The 21593-nt window shown below is 73.0% G+C and carries 19 protein-coding genes; 15 read left to right on the top strand and 4 right to left on the bottom strand.

Annotated elements, in window-relative coordinates:
• The first annotated feature begins 50 nt into the window (after nt 1–50).
• The 5 genes from rpmE to IPL61_08455 all read left to right on the top strand — a co-directional run bounded on the left by rpmE (nt 51) and on the right by IPL61_08455 (nt 3212).
• Nucleotides 51–257, top strand: a complete 207-nt coding sequence (gene rpmE, locus IPL61_08435; protein ID MBK9031350.1) for a 50S ribosomal protein L31 — start codon at nt 51–53, stop codon at nt 255–257.
• A gap of 65 nt (nt 258–322) precedes the next feature.
• The gene (prfA, locus tag IPL61_08440; GenBank protein ID MBK9031351.1) at nt 323–1411 is read left to right on the top strand and encodes a peptide chain release factor 1; all 1089 of its coding nucleotides are present in this window, start codon (nt 323–325) and stop codon (nt 1409–1411) included.
• On the top strand, nt 1408–1875 hold the full coding sequence (locus IPL61_08445; protein ID MBK9031352.1) for a hypothetical protein: 468 nt from the start codon (nt 1408–1410) through the stop codon (nt 1873–1875). Before prfA ends, IPL61_08445 begins: the two co-directional genes overlap by 4 nt.
• 51 nt (nt 1876–1926) lie before the next feature.
• Entirely contained in the window at nt 1927–2535 is a 609-nt protein-coding gene (locus tag IPL61_08450) for a hypothetical protein (protein ID MBK9031353.1), read from the top strand.
• The gene (locus tag IPL61_08455; protein ID MBK9031354.1) at nt 2532–3212 is read left to right on the top strand and encodes a hypothetical protein; all 681 of its coding nucleotides are present in this window, start codon (nt 2532–2534) and stop codon (nt 3210–3212) included. The genes IPL61_08450 and IPL61_08455 overlap by 4 nt, the downstream gene beginning before the upstream one ends.
• 70 nt (nt 3213–3282) lie before the next feature.
• On the opposite strand, the gene IPL61_08460 is transcribed toward IPL61_08455, so the two are convergent.
• Complete coding sequence (locus tag IPL61_08460; GenBank protein ID MBK9031355.1) at nt 3283–3789, bottom strand: TlpA family protein disulfide reductase; 507 nt, start codon at nt 3787–3789, stop codon at nt 3283–3285.
• A gap of 36 nt (nt 3790–3825) precedes the next feature.
• A complete protein-coding gene (locus IPL61_08465) occupies nt 3826–4863 on the bottom strand; it encodes a thioredoxin domain-containing protein (protein MBK9031356.1) in 1038 nt (345 codons plus the stop codon).
• A 107-nt stretch (nt 4864–4970) separates the two neighbouring features.
• Between IPL61_08465 and IPL61_08470 the strand changes: the two genes are divergently transcribed.
• From IPL61_08470 to IPL61_08480, 3 genes are all read left to right on the top strand, one after another.
• Nucleotides 4971–5690 (top strand): TetR/AcrR family transcriptional regulator, encoded by a 720-nt coding sequence (locus tag IPL61_08470; GenBank protein ID MBK9031357.1) that lies wholly within the window; start codon nt 4971–4973, stop codon nt 5688–5690.
• Nucleotides 5687–6514, top strand: a complete 828-nt coding sequence (locus IPL61_08475) for an electron transfer flavoprotein subunit beta/FixA family protein (protein ID MBK9031358.1) — start codon at nt 5687–5689, stop codon at nt 6512–6514. The genes IPL61_08470 and IPL61_08475 overlap by 4 nt, the downstream gene beginning before the upstream one ends.
• Before the next feature lie 84 nt (nt 6515–6598).
• Nucleotides 6599–7567 carry an electron transfer flavoprotein subunit alpha/FixB family protein gene (locus IPL61_08480; GenBank protein ID MBK9031359.1) on the top strand — a complete coding sequence of 323 codons (969 nt, stop codon included), beginning with the start codon at nt 6599–6601 and terminating at the stop codon, nt 7565–7567.
• 155 nt (nt 7568–7722) lie between these two features.
• Here the strand turns inward: IPL61_08480 and IPL61_08485 are convergent, their stop codons facing one another.
• Nucleotides 7723–8967 (bottom strand): mechanosensitive ion channel, encoded by a 1245-nt coding sequence (locus tag IPL61_08485; GenBank protein ID MBK9031360.1) that lies wholly within the window; start codon nt 8965–8967, stop codon nt 7723–7725.
• A 279-nt stretch (nt 8968–9246) separates the two neighbouring features.
• Between IPL61_08485 and IPL61_08490 the strand changes: the two genes are divergently transcribed.
• The gene (locus tag IPL61_08490) at nt 9247–10722 is read left to right on the top strand and encodes an Hsp70 family protein (protein ID MBK9031361.1); all 1476 of its coding nucleotides are present in this window, start codon (nt 9247–9249) and stop codon (nt 10720–10722) included.
• A gap of 22 nt (nt 10723–10744) precedes the next feature.
• Here the strand turns inward: IPL61_08490 and IPL61_08495 are convergent, their stop codons facing one another.
• Nucleotides 10745–11269, bottom strand: coding sequence for a hypothetical protein (locus IPL61_08495; protein ID MBK9031362.1), 525 nt, complete (start codon nt 11267–11269; stop codon nt 10745–10747).
• A gap of 179 nt (nt 11270–11448) precedes the next feature.
• Between IPL61_08495 and IPL61_08500 the strand changes: the two genes are divergently transcribed.
• The 6 genes from IPL61_08500 to IPL61_08525 all read left to right on the top strand — a co-directional run bounded on the left by IPL61_08500 (nt 11449) and on the right by IPL61_08525 (nt 21545).
• A complete protein-coding gene (locus tag IPL61_08500) occupies nt 11449–13680 on the top strand; it encodes a M3 family metallopeptidase (protein MBK9031363.1) in 2232 nt (743 codons plus the stop codon).
• Between the two features lie 102 nt (nt 13681–13782).
• Entirely contained in the window at nt 13783–14763 is a 981-nt protein-coding gene (locus IPL61_08505) for an AAA family ATPase (protein ID MBK9031364.1), read from the top strand.
• Nucleotides 14763–15869, top strand: coding sequence for a DUF58 domain-containing protein (locus IPL61_08510; GenBank protein ID MBK9031365.1), 1107 nt, complete (start codon nt 14763–14765; stop codon nt 15867–15869). Before IPL61_08505 ends, IPL61_08510 begins: the two co-directional genes overlap by 1 nt.
• A gap of 13 nt (nt 15870–15882) precedes the next feature.
• Nucleotides 15883–18078 carry a DUF3488 domain-containing protein gene (locus IPL61_08515; GenBank protein MBK9031366.1) on the top strand — a complete coding sequence of 732 codons (2196 nt, stop codon included), beginning with the start codon at nt 15883–15885 and terminating at the stop codon, nt 18076–18078.
• An 85-nt stretch (nt 18079–18163) separates the two neighbouring features.
• On the top strand, nt 18164–20941 hold the full coding sequence (gene truA, locus IPL61_08520) for a tRNA pseudouridine(38-40) synthase TruA (GenBank protein ID MBK9031367.1): 2778 nt from the start codon (nt 18164–18166) through the stop codon (nt 20939–20941).
• Between the two features lie 97 nt (nt 20942–21038).
• Nucleotides 21039–21545, top strand: a complete 507-nt coding sequence (locus tag IPL61_08525) for an RNA polymerase sigma factor (protein MBK9031368.1) — start codon at nt 21039–21041, stop codon at nt 21543–21545.
• The last annotated feature ends 48 nt before the right edge of the window (nt 21546–21593 follow it).

The following is a 21593-nucleotide window of genomic DNA, read 5'->3' on the forward strand; positions in this document are numbered from 1 at the left end:
TCCCGGCGCACTACCGCGCCGGCATGCGGAGCCCGCGAGAGGGATGTGCCATGAAGGATACCGCCAGCCACCCGCACTACCGCCCCACGAAGATCTCCTGCGCGTGCGGGTCGATCTTCGACACCTTCTCGACCAAGGGCGACTTCGCCGTCGAGATCTGCTCGAAGTGCCACCCGTTCTACACCGGCACCCAGCGCCTGATGGACACCGCCGGCCGCATCGACCGCTTCCGCAAGCGGTACGCCCCCAAGGCGTGAGGCACCGGCACGTCGGGACCGGGCCGCGCGCGCTCGCGCCGGCCCGGGCCGGTCGTGGGTGATCCATGTTCGACGAACCGCGCTTCCACGACAAGATGGCGGCGCTGGGCCGCCGCCACGAAGAGGTGACGGCGCTGCTCGGCGACCCCGAGGTCATCAGCCGTCGCGCCGAGTTCGGCAAGCTGTCGCGCGAGTACGCCGACCTCGAGCCGCTCGTCACGGCGTGGCGCGCGTACCAGAAGCTGCGCGCCGATCTCGAGCAGGCCCGGCAGATGGCCAACCTCGAGACCGACGCCGAGCTGCGCGAGCTGGCGCGCGACGAGCAGCGCCAGCTCGAGGCGGCCCGGGCCACCGCCGAGCAGGCCATCAAGGTCCTGCTCTTGCCCAAGAACCCCGACGACGCCAAGAACACCGTGCTCGAGATCCGGGCCGGCACCGGCGGCGACGAGGCGGCGCTGTTCGCGGGCGATCTGTTCCGCATGTACACGCGCTACGCCGAGCGCCACGGCTGGAAGCTCGAGATGCTGTCGGCGTCGTCGGGCGCGGCCGGCGGCTGGAAGGAGATCATCGTCCTCATCGACGGCAAGGACGTGTTCTCGCGGCTCAAGTGGGAGTCGGGCGTGCACCGCGTGCAGCGCGTCCCCGCGACCGAGGCCCAGGGCCGCATCCACACCTCGGCGGCGACCGTCGCGGTCCTGCCCGAGGCCGAGGAGGTCGACGTCAAGATCGACGAGAGCCGCGACCTGCGCATCGACGTGCAGCGCGCCAGCGGCAGCGGCGGCCAGTCGGTCAACACCACCGACTCGGCGGTGCGCATCACCCACCTGCCGACCAACCTGGTGGTGATCTGCCAGGACGAGAAGTCGCAGCACAAGAACAAGGCCAAGGCGATGAAGGTGCTGCGGTCGCGCCTGTACGACCTCGAGCTGGCGCAGCGCCAGGCGGCCGAGCGCGACGTCCGGCGCACGATGGTCGGCTCGGGCGATCGGTCCGAGAAGGTCCGCACGTACAACTTCCCCCAGGACCGGGTGACCGATCACCGCATCGGCCTGACCAAGCACAACCTGCCGGGCGTGATGGACGGCGATCTCGACGACATCATCGACGCCTTGCACGCCCACGATCAGGCCGACCAGCTCCAGGCCCAGGCGTGAACCCGCGCGGGTCGGCCGCGCTGATCGTGGCGGCGCCGATGGCCGCGCTGATCGTGGCGGCGCTGGCCGGGTGCCAGCGGGCCCCGGTGCGGACCTGCGACGACGACCTCGGCGGCGTCTGGCGCGGCGCCGACGGCGACTACCAGCTCCTCGACAGCCGCGGCCGGCTCGAGCTCTACCCGCTCCACGACGAGCTGCCGCGCGACCTGCCGCCCGGGGTGGTGGCCGCGCCGGCGGTGGTCGATCTCGCGCGCGCCGGCGCGGCGCCGCCGAGCGGGACCGTGACCCGCCGTTACGAGCGCGGCGCGCAGTTCTGTCGGGTGTCGCGGCCGGCGCGCCTGCGGCGCTGCGCCGACGCGCGCCTCGAGCTCGAGGTCACCCGCCCGACGCCGCCGGTCGACTGGACCGCGTGCACGGCGGCGCCGGGGCCGCCGATCGTGATCGAGCTCGCGCGCGTGCGCTGACCGCGGACGGGAATAGATCGCGGCCACGGCTCGCGCGTCTTCCCGACTACCGTGCGGGCCTGGGCGCTGATGATCCTGATCGCGACGGCGCTGGCGCCTGGCGCCGCGCGCGCCGGCGCCGACGACGACGACGCGATGCGCTGGCCGCACCGCACCACGGCGCTGTACCTGACCGCCGGCGGTCGCTACCTCGGGGACCGGTCCGTGGCCGCCCCCGGCGTCACCGGCGAGCTGGCCTGGGGCTGGGGTCGCTGGCAGGCGCTCGTCGACGGTCGCGCCGGCTGGGCGTTCGCCGGGCGCGACGGCGGCGGCCCCGCGATCCGCGCCGGCGCCGGCGTGCGCTGGCTCGCGCGCTCGTACCAGCCCGACTCGAGCGCGGCGCTGCAGCTCTACCTCGACGTCGGCGCCAGCGTCGAGCACCTGGCCCTGGCGGACGGCGGCCTGACGCTGCCGTCGGCGTGGGCCGGCTGGGGCTGGCAGGTCCGCGCGATGCGCGACCACCACCGCGTGATGATCCGGTTCGTCATCCGCATCGAGCTGTCGCCCTCGGTCGATCGCGCGCGGGTCGATCAGCTCCTGTGCCGCGGCGCGTGCGGACCGACCGTGACGTCGTCGCCGCTCGACGAGGGCTTCAGCGGCGGCGTCGGGGTGGCGTGGTGAGGGCGGCGCTGGCGCTCGTCGCGGTGGCGGCGGCGGCGCGCCCGGTCGCGGCCCACCCCCAGCGGCCGCCCGACGACCGCTGGCGCGCGCCGCCGCCGCCGCCGCCGCCGCCGGTCGACATCGCGACCGCGTCGCCAGCGCCCACGCCCGCGCCCGCGCCGCCGCGGTGGCAGTCGTTCGGGTTCCGGACCGGGGTCCAGCGCCTGTCGGTCGTCGGCCACGATCGGCTCGCCTTCGACTACGGCCTGGAGTGGGGCGTCGCGCTGGTCGGGCGCGTCCACGGGTTCGCCGAGTACGATCTCCTCCTCGAGAGCGAGCCGTCGCCCGCCGACGGCGACCCAGCCCACGGCCGCGGCCACGCGCTCACCACCGGCGTGCGCTTCCCGGTGCTGACCACGCTGCTCGGCCGCGCTGACGACGTCTCGGGCACGCGCCTGCGGCCGCACGTCGATCTCGAGCTCGGCGGCGCCGCGATGCTGGTGTCCGACGATCAGCTCGGCAGCCACGCGCTGGCGCAGGCGCTGATCGGCGCGCGCCTCGGCCTGGAGATGGTCCGCACCAGCGACGCCGGCGGCCTGCGCCCCGGCACCGCCGACATCCACTTCACCTGGCGCGCGACCACCACCGGTGACGGCGTGACCTGGGCGTTCGCCCTGGGCATGGACTGGGGCGGCTGAGCCCGCCACGCGGGGCCGCGCACGATCGCCGCGGAGGCGCGGCGCCGACCCGCGCATCACCGCAGAAGGATCACGGCACGAGCTTGGCGAGCTGCTTGTCGAGCTTGCCCTCGTCGCCGCCTTCGTAGCCCTCGTGCAGGTCGACGACGATGCCCTTGGGGCTGATCACGTAGCTCGACGGCTGCGTCGGCGGCTCGTAGATGTCGGCCGCGGCGCTCTTCTCCTCGGGGGCGTAGACGCGGACGAGGTTCTTGATCTTGAGCCCGTCCATGAACTTCTTGCCCTTGGCCGGGTCGTTGTCGAGGTTGACCGCGACGAACGTGACCTTGCCCTTCCACCTGGCCGCCAGCTTGTCCCAGGCCGGCAGCTCCTTCTTGCAGGGCTTGCACCACGAGCCGCCGAAGGTCATCACGATCCACTGGCCGCGCGCCGCCTTGAGCTTGAACGCCTTGCCGCCGGCGTCCTTGGCGCCGTCGAGCTCGGGGGCGCGGTCGCCCTTCTTGACCTCAGCGGCAGCGTGGCCCGCGAACGCGAGGGACAGGGCGGTGGCGAACACAGCGGTGGTGGCACGGCGCATCGGGGTACTCCTGGGACGGATGGCGGCGGCTGGGATTCACTTCGGGGCGGCGGCGGGGGCCGGGGCCGGCGCGGGGGCCGCCGGGGCGGGCTCGGCGGCGGCGGCGCGGACCGCGATCTCCTCGTCGATGGCCGCGGCCATGTACTTGGGATCCGCCGGGCCGCCGTAGAGGCGCCCGTTCAGGAACAAGGTCGGCGTGCCGTCGACGCCGACGTCGGTCCCGTCCTTCATGTCGGCCTTCACGCGCGGCTCGGCCGCGGCGTAGTCGGCGTCGAACCGGCCCAGGTCGAGGCCGAGGTCGCCGGCGTAGCGGCGGAGGTCGTCCTTCTTCTGGTTGCCGAACTTCTCGAACACCAGGTCGTGCATCTCGTGGAACTTGCCCTGGACGCTGGCTGCGAACGCCGCCTGCGCGCACCCGAACGAGTCGGGGTGCTTCGACACCAGCGGGTACATCTTGTAGTAGACCTTGAGCTTGCCCTTGTTCTCGGCGATCACCCGATCGAGCACCGGCTTGAGCGCGACGCACGCCGGGCAGCCGTAGTCGAAGAACTCGACCAGGGTCACCGGCGCGTCGGCCGAGCCCACCGTCGGCGCGCCGACGACGTTGATCGTCCAGACCTTGTTGTTCTTGACGTAGCGCTCCTCGAAGATCGCGCGGACCGTGTCCTCGCTCTGCTCGTCGACGATCAGGTCGTGGACCAGCTTGACCGCGAACGGCGCGCGCTTGCACGAGCCGTCCTGCGCGAAGCTGGTGCGCAGGCTGTGGGCCTTGCCGCACGGCGACGACAGCGTCCCCACCATCTTGAAGAACAGATCGGCCTTGGCGCTGTCGAGGGTGCTGACGTCGAAGCCCGGGATCGGCGTGCGATCGAGGGGCGCCGACGCGCCGGTGGTGCCGGAGCCCTGGGCGTGGTCGGCGGCGTTGACCACGTCCTTGGGGTCAGTCCGGGGTGTGCCCGTGTCCTTCTTGCACGAGGCCCCGGCCAGAAAGCCCACGGTCATCACGGCGGCGATCGACCCGATCACGCGACCGAACAGCGAGCGGTTTTCGTTGCACTTCCGCGGCGTTTGCACGCCAGGGGTTGTAGCGAGCGAGCGGGCCGGGTGCAAGCGCCGTCCGGCGATCCCCGACGGGGCCCCAGCTTGACGTCCCGCGTCAACGGCGGTACAAGGCTAACTGAATGACGGTTCATTCATCGGAGGCTCGGGCCGGGCGCGCCAGCGCCGACCCCGATCGCGTCGCCAAGCGCGAGCGCATCCTCGACGCCGCCGAGCGGGTGTTCGCGCAGCGCGGCTTCTACGCCTCGAAGGTCGCCGACATCGCCAAGGAGGCGGGCGTCGCCGACGGCACGATCTACCTGTACTTCAAGAACAAGGACGACCTGCTGATCTCGCTGTTCGAGTCGCGGATGGAGCGGGTCATCCAGATCCTCGGCGACGCGATCGCGACCGCGACCGTCCCCGGCGTGCAGCTGCGCGCCTTCGTCCACGCCTACCTGGGGCTGATCGCCGCGCAGCCGACCGCCGCCGAGGTGCTGACGATCGAGCTGCGGCAGTCGACCAAGTTCATGCGCGAGTACTCGCCGCACCGGTTCGGCGAGCTCCTGCGCATGCTGGCCGGGGTCATCGCCGCGGGCCAGGCCACCGGCGAGTTCGCCGACCTGGTCCCGGCGCCCCACGCCGCCCGCATGATCTTCGGCATGCTCGACGAGCTGGCCCTGGCCTGGCTGCTCGGGCGTGCGCCACGCCGTCGCGGTCAAAAGTCGCCGCCGGCGGTGGCGACCGGGCGCGAACGGGGCAAGATGCCCGCGCCCCCCGGCACTGATTTCGACATCGTCCGCGCCGCCGACTGGGTGGCGGCGCTCGTCACCACTGGCCTCGAACGAAGGAGCCCTGCGTGAAGATCCTGGTCCCGATCAAGCGAGTCCCCGATCCCGAGCTCAAGGTGAAGCTCAAGGACGGATCCATCGACCTCGCCGGCGCGAGCTGGGTGGTCAACACCTTCGACGAGTACGCGGTCGAGACCGCGCTGCGCCTGCGCGAGAACGCCGCCTCCGGCGAGACCCACGGCGAGGTGGTGGTGGTGACGATCGGCCCCGAGGACGCCGCGCAGCAGCTCCGCTCGGCGCTCGCCATGGGCGCCGATCGCGCGATCCGCGTCGACGGCGAGGACAAGACCCTCGACGCGCGCGTCGTCGCGGCGGTCCTGGCCAAGGTGATCGAGGCCGAGAAGCCCGATCTGGTGGTCATGGGCAAGCAAGCGGTGGACGGCGACGCCAACCAGGTCGGCCAGATGCTGGCCGGCAGGCTCGGCTGGCCCCAGGCCACGTTCGCCGCGACGGTCGAGCTGGCCGCCGACAAGGCGTCGCTGACGGTCGGCCGCGAGGTCGACGTCGGCGTCGAGTACAAGACCATCGCGCTGCCGGGCGTGCTCACGGTCGATCTGCGCATCGTCGCGCCGACCTCGGTCAAGAACAACGTGACCCCGGCCGACCACAGCTACGGCACCGGCGAGGGCGGGCCCCGCTACGCCTCGCTCAAGGGCATCATGGCGGCCAAGAAGAAGCCGATGGCGCAGCAGACCTTCGGCGACCTCGGCGTCGACGTCGCGCCGGCCACCCGCCAGCTCGCGGTGACCCTGCCGACCGCCCGCGCGGCCGGCCAGAAGGTCGCCGACATCCCGACCCTGGTGCAGAAGCTGGTCGACGAGGCCAAGGCGCTCTGACCGTCCCGCGGCGGCGCCCCGCCGGCTCCCCTCCTCCCCCGACGCGTGGCCTCCCCGGCACGCTCCACCGCAAAGGATCTCGCCATGGGCAACATCCTCGCTTTCTGTGAATTCGACGGCGGCGCGCTCCGCGCCTCCGCGCTCTCCAACATCGCCTTCGCGCGCCAGGCCGCGACCGCCCACGGCGGCGAGGTCATCGCGCTGCTGATCGGCGCGGGCGCCGCCGCCGCCGGCGCCGCCGCCGCCACCTACGCCGGCACGGTCCTCACCGTCGAGCACGACGACCTCGCCAGCTACCTGGCCGAGACTTACGCGCCGATCGTCGCGCGCCTGGCCGGCGAGCACGGCGCCACGATCGTGTGCGCCACCGCGACCGCGGTCGGCAAGGACCTGCTGCCGCGCGTCGCCGGCCTGCTCGACGCCGGCATGGCGTCGGACATCGCCCAGCTGGACGCCGCCAACCAGTTCACCCGCCCGATCCTCGCCGGCAACGCGTCGTCGACGATCGAGGTCTCGACGCCGATCATCTGCGTGACCCCGCGCCAGTCGGAGTTCCCGCCGGCCGAGCCCACCGGCGCCACCGGCACCGTCACCGCCGCCGACGCCGGCGCGATCGACGCGCTCGGCGCCCGGATCGATCGGGTCGACAGCCAGAAGAGCGATCGGCCCGAGCTGACCTCGGCCAAGGTGGTCGTGGCCGGCGGCCGCGGCATGCAGAACGGCGAGAACTTCAAGGTGCTCGAGGAGCTGGCCGATCTGCTCGGCGCGGCCATGGGCGCGTCGCGCGCCGCCACCGACGCCGGCATGGTCCCGGCCGACTGGCAGGTCGGCCAGACCGGCAAGATCGTCGCGCCCAACCTGTACTTCGCGGTCGCGATCTCCGGCGCCATCCAGCACCTCGCCGGCATGAAGAGCTCGAAGACGATCGTCGCGATCAACAAGGACCCCGAGGCGCCGATCTTCCAGGTCGCCGACTACGGCGTCGTCACGACCTGGGAGAAGGCCATCCCGGAGCTGATCGAGGAGATCAAGAAGGTCAAGGCGGCGCGCTGACCGCGCCCGGCCGCGCCGATCACCGAGGGCGCGCAGCCCGGCAGGTGGGCGAGGTCACTGACCTTTGATCCGCGGGGCGCCGTCGCGCGCCGTCGCTGGACCTCGCGCGCCGTCGCTGGACCTCGCGCGCCGTCGCTGGACCTCGCGCGCCGTCGCTAGGCCTCGCCCTCGTCCATGCCCGCGACCACCCCGGTGCCGTCGGCGCGCACGCCGCCGGCGATGTCGATGCCGTCCGGGCGCGCGTCGACCCCGCCCTCGCCGAACCCGCGCACGAGGCTCGCCAGCTCGGGCGCCGGCGGGGCGACCACCGCTGGCGCGATCGTGCCCGGCGCGGCCAGGCTCTCGACGTGGATGCTCGTCGTCGGGAACGCGAACCGGACGCCCATGCGCGCGGCCAGCCGCAGGATCTCGAGGTTGAGGCTGGTGCGGGTCTGCATCTCGCGCGACCAGCTCGTCGTGTCGATGAAGCAATAGACCATGATCGACAGCGAGCAGTCGGCGAAGCCGCTGAACTCGACCAGGTAGAAGCCCGTGCGCATGTTCGGCATGCCCGCGATGACCGCGCGGATGCCCTCGCAGAACCCCTGCACCAGCTCGGGCGGCGTGTCGTAGGTGATGCCCAGCGTCGTCGAGTAGCGCCGGTAGCGCCGGGCGCCGTAGTTGTCGATCATCGCCGTGGTCATGCGCGCGTTCGGCACGGTCAGGAGCGACTGCTGGAACGTCCGGATCCGGGTCGTGCGCAGGCCGACCTCCTCGACCACGCCCTCGACCTCGTCGAGCTTGATCCGGTCGCCGATCGTGAACGGCTTGTCGACGAAGATGACCAGGGAGCCGAAGAAGTTCGCGATCGTGTCCTTGGCGGCGAGCGCGAACGCCAGGCCGCCGAGCCCGAGCCCGGCCAGGAGCGAGCCGATGTCGACCTCCATGTTCTGGAGCGTGAACAGCCCGCCGACGACCAGCGTGAAGCCCTTGGCGGTCCGGCGCAGGATCGGCACGAGCTGATCGTCGAGCTTGCTCTCGGTGCGCTCGGCCTTGGCGGCCAGGTGATCGAAGACGACGTCGAGCAGCCGGAACGCCAGCCAGACCCCGCCGCCCGCGACCAGGGCCCGGGCCGCGACCCGCAGGACGTTCGCGGTCGAGGTCGGCAGATCGACCAGCGGCAGCGTCAGGAACAGCACGACCGCGAACGCGACGAAGCCGAACGCGCGGTCGAGCCGGGTCAGCGCCGCCTGCAGGTGCCCCGAGTTGGCCCGGCTCGCGAGCGCCTGCAGCTTGCGGCCGAGCACGACCTCGCCGATGTGCCGGGCGACCATCGCCGCGAACAGGAGCCCGAGGAGGATGAGGTAGTTCGAGACCTCGACTCCCAGGAATGTCTCGTGCAACCAGGCCGGCGTCTGCAACGGGGAACCTCGCTCGTTGGGGCGCGGCGACCAAGCGCCGCTCGGGGGCCGTCACGCGCCAGCGCGGCGCGCCCGTCCCATCCACGACGGTTTGTGTACCAACGTTCTCCCGGTCGGTGGGGCGCGATCGCACCCCGCCGGGCGCCGCCCGCCCCCGGCCGGCCCGGGGGACGCCCCGCGGGTCTGGCCGATCGCCGGCGGTGGGCCACCCGCACCCGAGCCGCCCCACCGATCGCCGCAATGTCGCCCCGGCCGGCCTCCTGAGGCATGCTCGGCGCCATGCGGCTCGGCATCGATTTCGGCACTACCCGCACGGTGGTCGCGGCGGTCCAGGACGGCCGCCACCCGCTCGCGTCGTTCGACGACGACGGCGAGGTCCGCGCGCACGTGCCCGGCATCGCGGCCGTGCGCGGCGGCGAGCTGCTGCTGGGCTGGCGCGCCGCCGGGGCCCTGGCCGACGGCACCGCCGAGCACGCGATCCGCTCGATCAAGCGGGTGATCTCGGCGCTGGCGCCCGACGAGCCGGTGCCGGGGCTGCCGGGGATCACCGCGCTGGAGCTGGCGACCGCGTTCTTCGCCGACCTGCGCGCCGGCCTGCTCGAGCGCAGCACGCTCGATCTCGATCCCGACCAGCCGCTCGAGGTGATGGCCGCGGTGCCCGCCAATGCGGCGTCGCGCCAGCGCTGGCTGACGCTCGAGGCGCTGCGCCGCGCGGGGTTCGCGCCGCTGGGCCTGCTCAACGAGCCGACCGCGGCGGCGCTGGACTTCGCGCACCGTCACCTCGAGCTCGGCCGCCGGAGCCCGAAGAAGTACGTCGTCGTCTACGACCTCGGCGGCGGCACCTTCGACACCTCGGCGGTGTCGCTCCAGGGCCGCCACTTCGATCTGATCGCCACGGCCGGGCTGGCCCACCTCGGCGGCGACGACTTCGACCAGCTGATCCTCGAGGCCGCCGGCGTCGCGCCCACCGCCGCCACGCTCGAGCGCGCCCGCGCCGCCAAGGAGACCCTGGCGCCGACCACGCGCCGCCTGCTGCTCGACCTGGGCCACGGCGAGCCCACCACGCTCGACGTCGCCGCGCTCTACGCCCGGGCCCAGCCGCTGATCAACGCCACGATCGCGCAGCTCGAGCAGCTCTTCGATCGGCTGCGCGCGCGCGGGATCGATCCGGACGACGCCCGCGAGCTCGGCGGCATCTACCTGGTCGGCGGCGGCGCCTCGTTCCCGGCGGTCGCCCGGACCCTGCGCGCCCGGTTCGCGCGCAAGCTGCAGCTCGCGCCCCAGCCGTTCGCGGCCACCGCGATCGGGCTGGCGATCGCGGCCGATCCCGACGCCCACGTGCTGATCCGCGAGGCGGTCACGCGCCACTTCGGCGTCTGGCGCGAGGCCGCCGCCGGCGCCGACAAGGTGTTCGACCCGCTGATCGGCAAGGACACCGCCGGCCCGGTCGTGATCGAGCGCCGCTACCGCCCGGCCCACCCGATCGGCCACCTGCGCTTCCTCGAGTGCGGCGCGCTCGACGATCGCGGCCAGCCGATCCAGGACCTCGTGTCCTGCCGCGACATCTACTTCCCGTACGACCCGGCGCTGGCCGAGCGCGGCGAGCTGGCGACCGAGCCCAACCCGCGCCGGGTCGAGCTGATGACCAACGAGATCGTCGAGACCTACACCTACGCCACCGACGGCACGATCTCGGTCCGGATCGAGAACCGCTCGCGCGGCTACGGCCGGACCTACGCGCTCGGCGCGAGCTGAGCCGCGGCGCGCACGCCGCGCGCTACTCGACGGCGTGCGACGCGAGCACCGCCGCGCCGGCGTCCGACGCGCCGCCGGTGACGCCCGGCGCCAGGCAGGTGCCGTCACACGCGCCGCTGACACACTCCGCGCCGATGGTGCAGGTGCCGCCGACGGCGACGGTGCCCATGAGCGCGGTGCTGCAGGCGGCCGGGGGGGCCGAGGCGGTCCAGAAGTTCGGGCACGTGAACGCGGCGATCGCGCTGACGCACTGGCCGCCGAGGGTGGCGTCGAAGATCACGCGGCCGGCGTCGACCGAGGTCTGGAGCTGCGCGCCGCTGATGATGCCGAGCGTGCCCGGGCACGCGGCCTCGGACGCGCCGAACGACGCGGAGAACTCGGCCGGGGTGCCGGGGAAGGTGCTCATGCACTCGAAGGCCTTGGCGCAGACGCCGCCGCCGTAGTCGGCGATGAAGTCCGAGGCCGTCAGGGTGTCGTCGCTGCCGCAGGCGGTGGCGGCGACGGCGAGGGCGGTGACGAGCGAGAGCGAGAGCGAGAGGGTGCGCATCGAGGTTGGTCCTTTGGATTTCCGTGACGTGGACGACCGGAAACGGCGAAACTAGGCGGTCCCCGGTGGCGGCGCCAGCGTTAACTTGGGCGGCCAGGCCTCTGCGACCGCGGTGCGACGCCTGCGACCGTGCCGATCGCGCGATCGCGACACCGTGCGCCTCGCGTAGAGTGCGGGCCATGTCGAAGGCTCGTCGTCCCGCGCTCCTGCCCACCCTGCTGCTCGGCGCCACCGTGGCGCTCGCCGGTTGTCCGAAGAAGGCGTCGAAGTCCGAGGGCGCGGGCGGCTCCGGCGCCGGGACGTCCGCGCCCAACAGCGAGGCCTACGCCGCGGCCCGCGCCGAGGCCGCGCGCCTCCGGCCCGCCGCCGATCAGCACCCGCTGCTGGCGCCGTGGACCGGCCCGTACGGCGGCGTGCCGCCCTGGGACAAGCTCGACGTCAAGCAGGTGCCGTCGGCGTTCACCGCGTCGCTGGCCCTGCTCGAGGCCGAGGTCGCGGTGATCGCCGAGGATCCGGCGCCGGCGACCTTCGCCAACACGATCGCCGCGCTCGAGGGCGCCGGCCGGCACCACGACCGCATCGACACGCTGTTCTCGGTGATGACCTCGAACCTGTCGAACCCGGAGGTCCAGGCCGTCGACAAGGAGTGGTCGCCGAAGATCTCGGCGGCGTTCGATCGCATCAACTTCAACGCCAAGCTGTTCGCGCGGATCTCGGCGGTCTACGCCGGCCGCGCCAGCCTCACGCCCGAGCAGGCCCGGCTGGTGACGCTGCGCCACGATCGGATGGTCCGGGCCGGCGCCCAGCTCGCGCCCGCCGATCAGGCCAAGCTCGGCGCGATCAACGAGCAGCTCGCCGGGCTGTTCTCGGAGTTCTCGACCCGGGTCCTCGGCGACGAGGACACCTGGATCGTGCTCGACCGCGAGGCCGACCTCGCCGGCCTGCCGCCGTCGCAGCGGGCCGCGCTCAAGGCCGCCGCCGCCGAGCGCAAGCTGCCCGGCGGGTGGGCGGTCGTCAACACCCGCTCGAGCGTCGATCCGTTCCTGGCGGCGTCGAGCCGGCGCGACCTGCGCGAGCGGGTCTGGAAGGCGTTCAAGAGCCGCGGCGACAACGGCGACGCCCACGACACCAAGGACCTGATCAAGGACATCGTGCGGCTGCGCGCCGAGCGCGCGACGCTGCTCGGCTTCGCCACCCACGCCCACTGGCGCATGGCCGACACGATGGCGGTCGATCCGGCCAAGGCCACGGCGCTGATGATGCGGGTGTGGCCGGCCGCCGTCGCGCGGGTGGCCGAGGAGGTCGCCGACATGACCGCGATCGCCCACGAGGAGCCCGGCAACGCCAAGCTCGTCATCGAGCCCTGGGACTACCTCTACTACGCCGAGAAGGTCCGGGCCGCGAAGTACAGCCTCGACCAGGGGCAGATCACACCGTACTTCGAGCTCGGCAACATGGTCGCGGCCGCGTTCTGGATGGCCGAGCGCCTCTACGGCCTGTCGTTCACCGAGGTCACCGGCCAGGTGCCGGCGTTCCACGCCGACGTGCGGGTCTGGGAGGTCAAGGACCCGGCCGGCACGCACGTCGGCCTGTTCTACGGCGACTACTTCGCGCGCGCCGGCAAGCGCTCGGGCGCGTGGGCCTCGGGCTACCGCGGCCACGAGACCTTCACCGGCGCGACCGTCACCGCGATCACCTCGAACAACAACAACTTCGTCCGGGGCGCCGCGGGCGCGCCGGTGCTGATCTCGCTCGACGACGCCGAGACCTTGTTCCACGAGTTCGGCCACGCGCTGCACGGGCTCCTGTCCGAGGTCAACTACCCCGGCCTGGCGACGACGCCGCGCGACTTCGTCGAGTACCCGTCGCAGGTCCACGAGCAGTGGGTGCTGTCGCGGCCGGTGCTCGACAAGTTCGCCAAGCACTACCAGACCGGCGAGCCGATGCCGCAGGCGCTGGTCGACAAGATCGAGCGCGCCGCGACCTTCAACCAGGGCTACGGCACCGTCGAGTACCTGACCTCGGCGATCCTCGACATGGAGCTGCACATGCTGCCCGACGCCAGCGCGGTCGACGTCGGGGCGTTCGAGCGCGACACGCTGGCCAAGATCGGCGCGCCGCGCGAGGTCGCGATGCGCCACCGCCTGCCGCAGTTCAACCACCTGTTCACCAGCGACTCGTACTCGGCCGGCTACTACAGCTACCTGTGGAGCGAGGTGATGGACGCCGACACCCGCGAGGCCTTCGCCGAGGCCGGCGACGTGTTCGCTCCGACCGTGGCCGGCAAGCTGCGCCAGTTCATCCTGGCGCCGGGCAACTCGACCGACCGGGCCGAGGCCTACCGCCAGTTCCGCGGCCGCGACCCCGAGGTCGGCGCGCTGCTCAAGAAGCGCGGCTTCCCGGTGCGCTGATCGGCGCGCTCCGACGGGCCGCCCGTTCCGGACCGCGGCCCGCCCAGCCGGAATCGCCCGCGCCGGCCGCCGCGGTGGCCATGCTTCGCTATACTGGCGCGAATGGCCGCGATCGCTCCTCACCCGGTCGACGTCCCGACCCCGACCCTGGTCGCGGCGGTGCGCCGGCTCGAAGCCCAGATCGGGACGGTCGTGCGCGGCAAGCCCGGCGCGATCCGCCTGGCCGTGACCACGCTCCTGGCCCGGGGCCACCTGCTGATCGAGGACATCCCCGGCGTCGGCAAGACCACGCTGGCGCGGGCGCTGGCGGCGTCGGTCGGCGGCACGTTCCACCGGATCCAGTTCACCAGCGACCTCTTGCCGTCGGACATCACCGGCGTGTCGATCTACGACCCGGCCGGCAAGAGCTTCGAGCTGCGGCGCGGCCCGATCTTCGCCAACGTCGTCTTGGCCGACGAGATCAACCGCACCGCGCCGCGCACCCAGTCGGCGCTGCTCGAGGCCATGAGCGAGGGCCAGGTCTCGATCGACGACGTCACCCACCGCCTGCCGACGCCGTTCGTCGTGCTCGCGACCCAGAACCCGGTCGAGCACTTCGGCACGTACCCGTTGCCGGAGTCGCAGATGGATCGCTTCCTCCTGCGGATCCAGCTCGGGTACCCCGAGCGCGCGATCGAGCGCGCGCTCCTGCGCGATCGCACCGGCGACGATCCGGTCGCGGCGCTGACGCCGGTGATCGACCACGCCACGATCGCCGCGGCCCAGGCCGCGGTCGAGCGGGTCAAGATCGACGACGCGCTCTACGACTACGCGCTGACGATCATCGACGAGACCCGCAAGAGCGCGCACGTCGCGGTCGGGGTCTCGACCCGCGGCGCGCTGGCCTGGACCCGCGCGGCCCAGGCCCACGCGTTCGTCGACGGCCGCACCTACTGCGTGCCCGACGACTGGAAGCAGCTGGCGGTGCCGGCGCTGGCCCACCGGATCACGCTGCCCGCCGCCCACGACTCGCTCGGCCGGGCCCGCGCCGAGGCCGAGCGGACCATCGCCGACATCGTCGCGCGGGTGTCGGTCCCGACCTGATGACCGCGCCGAGCCGCTGGCGGCGGCTGTGGCGCCGCCTGCGTCCGCCCCGACGCCTGCGCTTCACGCGCGAGGGCAACTGGTTCGTGTTCCTGGCCCTGGCCATCGGCCTGGCGGCGATCAACACCGGCAACAACCTGCTCTACCTGCTGCTGGCCTGGCTCCTGTCGTTCATCCTCGCCTCGGGCGTGCTGTCGGAGCTGACGATGCGCGGGCTGCGGGTCACGCGCCGCCCCGCGCCCGAGGTCTTCGCCGGCCAGCCGTTCCTGATGGAGATCGCGGTCGAGAACGGCAAGGCCGGCCTGGCGTCGTTCTCGATCGAGATCGAGGACCTGATCGACGGCCGGCCGCTCGACAAGAAGTGCTACTTCCTCAAGATCCCGCCCGGCAAGGTCCAGCGGACCTCGTACCGCCACACGTTCTCGCGCCGCGGGCGCTACCAGTTCGAGGGCTTCCGGATCGCCACCCGGTTCCCGTTCACGCTGTTCCGCAAGTCGCGCGACACCACCGACGCCGGCGAGGTGCTGGTCTACCCGAAGCTCGTGCCGGTCGCGCGCCTGGCCCCGCGCCCGCGCCAGCTCGGCAGCGGCGCCAGCGACCGGCTGGGGCGGCGCGGCGAGTTTTTCGGGCTGCGCGAGTGGAAGGACGGCGACGATCGCCGCGCGATCCACTGGCGCTCGACCGCGCGCACCGGCCGCCTGCTCGTGCGCGAGGTCCACGACGAGATCGAGCGACGGGTGACGATCGTCCTCGACAACGCCGTCCCGGCGCCGGTGGCGCGGGCCCTGGCCGCCGGCGAGCGGCTGCGCGAGGACGCGCCGATCGCCGACGCGCTCGAGCGCGCGGTGTCGCTGGCCGCCAGCCACGCCGCCGCCTACCTCGACGGCGGCTGGGCGGTCGCGGTCGTCGCCCGCGGGCTGACGGTCCCGCTCGGGCGCGGCCGCGCGCACCTGGCCCGCATCCTGCGCGAGCTCGCGCTGGTGCCGGCGACGACCGACGACGTGCCGCTGACGCCCGGCGACGGCGGCGTCGACCGCGTCCTGATCGTCCCGGGCGGCGTCGGCGCCGCCGGCCGCCCCGCCGCCGACCACCTGCTCGAGAGCTAGCCGCCACCGCACCATGCGCTTCGCCGCCACCCACAAGACCACCAGCTACCTCGCGGTCGCGTTCGCGTTCCTCGCGATGATCGGCGGCGGCGCGGTGTCGCCGCTGATCGTGCTGCTCGGCGCGCTCGGCCTGATCGGGTCGTGGTTCGTCGAGCCGCCCCGCTGGAACCTCGATCGCTTCGCCTGGGCGTTCACGATCATCGCCCTGCTCGGCTTCGTCTACTCGGCGCTGATGGCGTTCGCGACCAACGACTACCTCGGCCACGGCGGCGGCTTCCTGGTGATCCTGACCGTGGCCCGCGCCTCGACCCGGCGGGCCGCGCGCGACTGGCAGCAGCTGTACCTGCTGGCGTTCCTGATGCTCGTCGCCGGCTCGGTGCTCAACGGCGAGCTCGGCTACGCGGTCTGCTTCTTCGGCTTCGTCATCACCGGCACCTGGGCGCTGATCCTGTTCCACCTCCGGCGCGAGATGGAGGACAACTTCCTCCTGCGCCACGCCGATCCGCGCGCGTCGCAGCGGGTCGAGATCCGGCGCATCCTCGAGTCGCGCCGGATCGTCGATCGCCGGTTCCTGGTCGGCACCGGCCTGACCTCGGTCGGGTTCTTCCTGGTCGCGATCGCGCTGTTCCTGTCGATCCCCCGGGTCGGCACCGGCTTCTTCTTCCGCGGCAAGGGCGGCACGCACATGGTCGGGTTCTCCGACGGCGTCAAGCTCGGCGGCCACGGCCGGCTCAAGTCCGACAGCACGATCGTGATGCGGGCGCAGGTCTCGGATCCGGCGCTGCGCGGCCGCAACGCGCCGTACGTCTACTGGCGCGGCGTCGTGTTCGACCACTACGGGCGCGGCGAGTGGACCCGGACCCGGACCGCGCCCGCGACCGCGAGCTGGACCGAGCGCCTGCCCGGCAACCGCGAGCGCCGCTACCTGCAGGTGCCCGGCGTCAACCTGTCGACCGAGAACGCGATGACGGTGGCGCGCGCCGACGCGGTCCAGCAGGACATCTGGCTCGATCCGATCGGCGCCGACGTGCTGTTCGCGGCCTCGACGCCGCTGGCGTTCGAGGTGACCCCGCCGACCGCGGGCGGCCGCGGACCGCTCGAGCGCAACGACGAGATCCGGCTGCGCCACGACGGGCCGTTGCACTACCGCGCCTGGTCGGTGCTCGATCCGCCGATCGCGGCGGCCCTGCGCGCGACCTACTCGTCCGCGCCCGGCAGCGACCCCGCGCGCGATCCCTACCGCCAGCTGCCCGACGAGATCACGCCCGCGACCCGGGCCAAGGCCGCCGAGATCACCGCGGGCGCGACCAACGACTACGACAAGGCCGTGCGGCTGCGCGACTGGCTCCAGACCAACCTGCGCTACTCGCTCGACCTGCGCGACCCCGGCCAGCGCGAGCCGATCGACTTCTTCCTGTTCGAGCGCAAGGCCGGCCACTGCGAGTACTTCGCGTCGGCGTTCGCGATCATGGGCCGCGCGGTCGGGCTGCGCACCCGCAGCGTCAACGGCTTCCTCGGCGGCGAGTGGAACGAGTACGACGGCTACATCGCCGTGCGCGCCGGCGACGCCCACTCGTGGACCGAGGTGTACTTCGAGGGCCACGGCTGGGTCACGTTCGACGCGACCCCGACCGGCGAGGCCGACCGGCTCGGCCGCGGCTCGAGCGCGTGGTCGGCGAAGCTGCGGCGCTGGTTCGACACGCTGCGCTTCCAGTGGAGCAAGTGGGTCATCGACTACGACCTGACCCAGCAGCTGTCGCTGTTCCGCTCGCTCGGCAAGAAGTTCTCGGGCGGCGCCCGCTCGATCTCGAGCGCCGGCAAGGCGATCGAGCGGTTCGCGCGCCGGTGGGCGGCGCTCTTGATCGCGCTCGCGGTCGTGATCGGCGTCGGCTGGTACTGGCGGCGCACCCGCGGTCGCCGCCCCGCCCCGGCCGACGTCGTCCGGGCCCGGCGCGAGCGCAGCGAGCTGGGCCGTCTGTACGAGCGGGCGGCCCGGCGCCTGGCGCCCCGTCCGCCCGCGACCACGCCGCGCGAGCTGGCCCGGCAGCTGCGCGACCGCGGCGCCGCCGGCGCGCCCGAGCTCGAGGAGCTGACCGAGATCTACTACGCCGGCCAGTGGGGCGGCGCGGTCGATGACGACGCCCTCGCCCGGGCCCGTGTGCTCGCCGAGCGGATCGCCGCCGCCGCCCGGGCCCGACCGCGCCGGTGACGGCGTGACAACCGCCACCCGGCGATCTTGCCAATCTGGCGCGCCGGCGCTGGGATGTTGAGCGGCTCCGATCGGCATGTTAGCCATGGTGCTGGCTCCGGCCGCCGCTGCTGGCGGCACCGCCCTTGCAAAGGCTCGCCCTGATGTCGCTCCGACCGCTCGCCCTCACTGTCGTGGTCGCACTGGCGGCTCCCGCGATCCCCGCGGCCCGCGCCGACCAGCTCAACGGCGGCGTGGTCAGCATGGAGCTGCGGCTGCCGTCGGAGTCGAACCCGAGCAACTACGCCGCGCCGACCCCGACCTACCTGAAGAAGTACTTCAACCAGGCCCGGTGCGCCTGCGACAAGAGCGGCACCGATCAGCTCTATCAGATCCGCTACACGTGGCAGACCGCGCCGACCAGCGCGGTGGCGCAGCCGCTCGAGATCTGGGTCGGCCTGGGCTGCCAGAGCGACAACCCCCAGACCACCCGCGACAACTGCGCGAAGCTCGCGCAGATCGTCGATCCCGACGCGCTGACCCAGACCGTCGAGCGCGAGTACTCGGTGAGCACGCTGCTGTTCCCGAAGCTCACCACCTGCGAGGTGGCCGACCGCGTCGGCGAGCACTGGGCGGTGACCGAGACCTCCGACGCGGTCTGGGACGCGGACAACCGGGCCCAGCTGACGGTCGCCGCCGATCTGCTGCCGCCGCCGGTGCCGACCACGGTGACCCTGGCCCCGCTCGAGAGCGGCATCACGCTCGAGTGGGACGCGCCGACCGATCGAGCCGACGACATCGCCTACTACCAGGCGCTGTGCGCCAAGGAGGACGGCTCGCTGGCCCACACCACGCCGACCCACAGCGCGCAGTACCAGACCACGCGCACGCTGTGCGGCGCCGCCACCGATCCTGCGCTCCCGGCCGCGACGATCAAGAACGACACCGGCGCGCCGACCGGGACCCTGCCGGTGGCGCTGTCCCAGCTGAGCAGCAGCTTCGTGTGCGGGCAGTCCACGGGCGGCAGCTCGATCAGCCTCGAGGGCCTCGAGAACGGCCAGGCCTACTGGGTCGTGCTGCTGTCGGTCGACGCCGCCGGCAACGTCGCGGGCGTCTACGTCGACCGGCCGATCACCCCGCAGCCGGTGACCGACTTCTGGGAGGAGCTCAACAACGAGGACCCCTACGTCCAGGGCGGCTTCTGCGTCGCCCAGGTCGGCACCACCGGCGGCCTCGGCGCGGTCGCGCTGGTCACGCTCGCGACCCTGATCGCCGTCCGGCGCCGGCGCCGCCCCGGCCGCCGCCTCGCGGGCCTGATCACGCTGGCGCTGGTGCTGGCGCCGACGATCGCCTCGGCCCAGGAGAGCTACTCGCCGTACTGGCAGGACGACCCGGCCGACGCGACCGGGCTCGACGAGGCGACCTGGGCGCTCGGGATCCGGCTGGGGCCGTACCGCCCGTCGATCGACGCCAAGTTCGACTCGAGCCCTGGGCCCTACGCCCGCACGTTCCTCAAGGACAGCGTGCTGTTCGCGGTCGATCTCCACCGGGTCTGGAACCTGGCCCGCGGCCAGCTCGGGGTCGGCGTCACCGCCGGCTACTACTCGAACTCGGCGCTGGCGTGGGAGGACGGGTCGCTGCCGAGCGATCCGATGCGCCCGCGCGCCAGCAAGAACCTGACGCGCCTGTCGATCGTCCCGACCGCGCTCACCGCGATCTACCGGGCGACGATCATCGACGACGAGCTCGGCGTGCCGATCGTGCCGTACGTCCGCGGCGGCGTCGCCTACGACGTCTGGTGGATCAAGAACCCGGCCGACGAGCTGTCGACGCACATGAGCTGCGCCACCTGCTCCGACAAGGCCATCGGCGGGACGATCGGCCTGGTCGCCGCGGTCGGCCTCGCCGTCCGCGCCGAGCGCATCGACGAGGACGCCGCGATCTCGATGCGCAACTCCGGGCTCGCCCACGCCGGCTTCTTCGCCGAGGTCGAGCTGGGCTGGGTCGACGGGTTCGGCAACGACACCAAGCTCTCGGTCGGCGACACCACCTGGTTCGGCGGCATCAACTTCGAGTTTTGAGCGACGCCGACGACCGCCCCAGCGCCGGCGCCCGTCAGGTGCGGCTGACCGTCGAGTACGACGGCGCCGAGTTTGGCGGCTGGCAGCGCCAGAACAACGCCCCGACGGTGCAGGGCCACCTCGAGGCCGCGCTGGCGCAGCTGCTCACCACGCCGACCCCGGTCCGCGGCGCCTCGCGCACGGACGCCGGCGTCCACGCGCTCGGCCAGGTCGCGAGCTTCCGCACCGACAAGACCATCCCGGTCCAGGGCATCCGGCGCGGGCTCAACGCGCTCTTGCCGCCGGCGATCGCGGTGCTCGAGGCCCAGGACGTCGACCTCGACTTCCACCCGCGGTTCCACGCCTCCGGCAAGCACTACCGCTACGTCGTGCTGGCGCGCCCGGATCGCTCACCGCGCTGGCGCAACTGGGCCTGGCACCGCCGGGCCCCGCTCGACGTCGCGGCCATGACCGCGGCCGCCGCCGACTTCGTGGGGGAGCACGACTTCGCGGCCCTGCGCGCGGTCGGGTGCGCCGCCCGGACCACCCGGCGCCACATCACCCAGGTGACCCTGGCGCAGCCCGAGCCGGGGCTGATCGCGGTCGATGTCCACGGCAACGCGTTCCTGCGCAACATGGTGCGCATCCTGGTGGGGACCCTGGTGGAGATCGGCGAAGGCCGCCGGCCCGCGACCGATGTCCCCGAGATCCTTGCGAGTCTCGACCGTGCCCGGGCCGGGCAGACCGCCCCGCCACAGGGGCTGACCCTCGTCGAGGTCCGCTACGACGGGACTCGTGTAAGCTCGCGGCCGCACAGCCGTTGAGGAGGCGTCCGCCGTGGTCTCGGAACCCGCCAGCGAGCTACCGCTCGAAGCAGAAGAGCGGCTCATCCGGGAAGCCCAGGGCGGGCACCTCGACGCCATGCGCCCGCTCCTCGAACGCTACGCCCCGCCGCTCTACGCCTCGGTGATCCTGCCGCGGCTCGGCAACGCCGTGTCGGCCGAGGAGGTCCTGCGCGACACCCTGGCCACCGCGGTCGAGAAGATCGACCGGTTCACCTGGCAGGGCAAGACGATCTACCCGTGGCTGCGGCAGATCGCGATCAACAAGATCTTCGACGTCCACCGCGGCGCCAAGCGCGCGCGCAAGCTCGCCGATGCGATCGCCCGGGAGCTGCCGGCCGAGACCGATCCCGACAGCTCGGCCGACGCCCAGCTGATGGCCGATCAGGAGCGCGCGCTCCACCGCACCCAGATCGAGGCGACCCTGGCCGAGCTGCCCGAGCGCTACCGCCTGGCCATCGAGCTGCGGCTGATCGGCGAGCTGTCGCGCGACGAGTGCGCCCGCCGCTTCGAGATCTCGGTCGGCGCGTTCGACGTGCTCCTCCACCGCGCCGTCCGCTCGTTCCGCAAGCAGTTCACCCGCTGACGTCCCGCCGCCCCGCACCCGCCCCGCTGCCTCACCGCCCCGCCGCAC

The organism is Myxococcales bacterium (assembly GCA_016717005.1).
GTDB lineage: Bacteria > Myxococcota_A > Polyangia > Haliangiales > Haliangiaceae > UBA2376.

What these genes read in the sequence shown, in the direction of transcription:
- IPL61_08470 (MBK9031357.1), top strand. Translation starts at nt 4,971, where the DNA reads ATGACGGTTCATTCATCGGAGGCTCGGGCCGGGCGCGCCAGCGCCGAC.
- IPL61_08515 (MBK9031366.1), top strand. Translation starts at nt 15,883, where the DNA reads ATGCGCTTCGCCGCCACCCACAAGACCACCAGCTACCTCGCGGTCGCG.
- IPL61_08480 (MBK9031359.1), top strand. Translation starts at nt 6,599, where the DNA reads ATGGGCAACATCCTCGCTTTCTGTGAATTCGACGGCGGCGCGCTCCGC.
- IPL61_08525 (MBK9031368.1), top strand. Translation starts at nt 21,039, where the DNA reads ATGCGCCCGCTCCTCGAACGCTACGCCCCGCCGCTCTACGCCTCGGTG.
- IPL61_08490 (MBK9031361.1), top strand. Translation starts at nt 9,247, where the DNA reads ATGCGGCTCGGCATCGATTTCGGCACTACCCGCACGGTGGTCGCGGCG.
- rpmE (MBK9031350.1), top strand. Translation starts at nt 51, where the DNA reads ATGAAGGATACCGCCAGCCACCCGCACTACCGCCCCACGAAGATCTCC.
- truA (MBK9031367.1), top strand. Translation starts at nt 18,164, where the DNA reads ATGGTGCTGGCTCCGGCCGCCGCTGCTGGCGGCACCGCCCTTGCAAAG.
- IPL61_08510 (MBK9031365.1), top strand. Translation starts at nt 14,763, where the DNA reads ATGACCGCGCCGAGCCGCTGGCGGCGGCTGTGGCGCCGCCTGCGTCCG.
- prfA (MBK9031351.1), top strand. Translation starts at nt 323, where the DNA reads ATGTTCGACGAACCGCGCTTCCACGACAAGATGGCGGCGCTGGGCCGC.
- IPL61_08460 (MBK9031355.1), bottom strand. Translation starts at nt 3,789, where the DNA reads ATGCGCCGTGCCACCACCGCTGTGTTCGCCACCGCCCTGTCCCTCGCG.
- IPL61_08495 (MBK9031362.1), bottom strand. Translation starts at nt 11,269, where the DNA reads ATGCGCACCCTCTCGCTCTCGCTCTCGCTCGTCACCGCCCTCGCCGTC.
- IPL61_08500 (MBK9031363.1), top strand. Translation starts at nt 11,449, where the DNA reads ATGTCGAAGGCTCGTCGTCCCGCGCTCCTGCCCACCCTGCTGCTCGGC.
- IPL61_08505 (MBK9031364.1), top strand. Translation starts at nt 13,783, where the DNA reads ATGGCCGCGATCGCTCCTCACCCGGTCGACGTCCCGACCCCGACCCTG.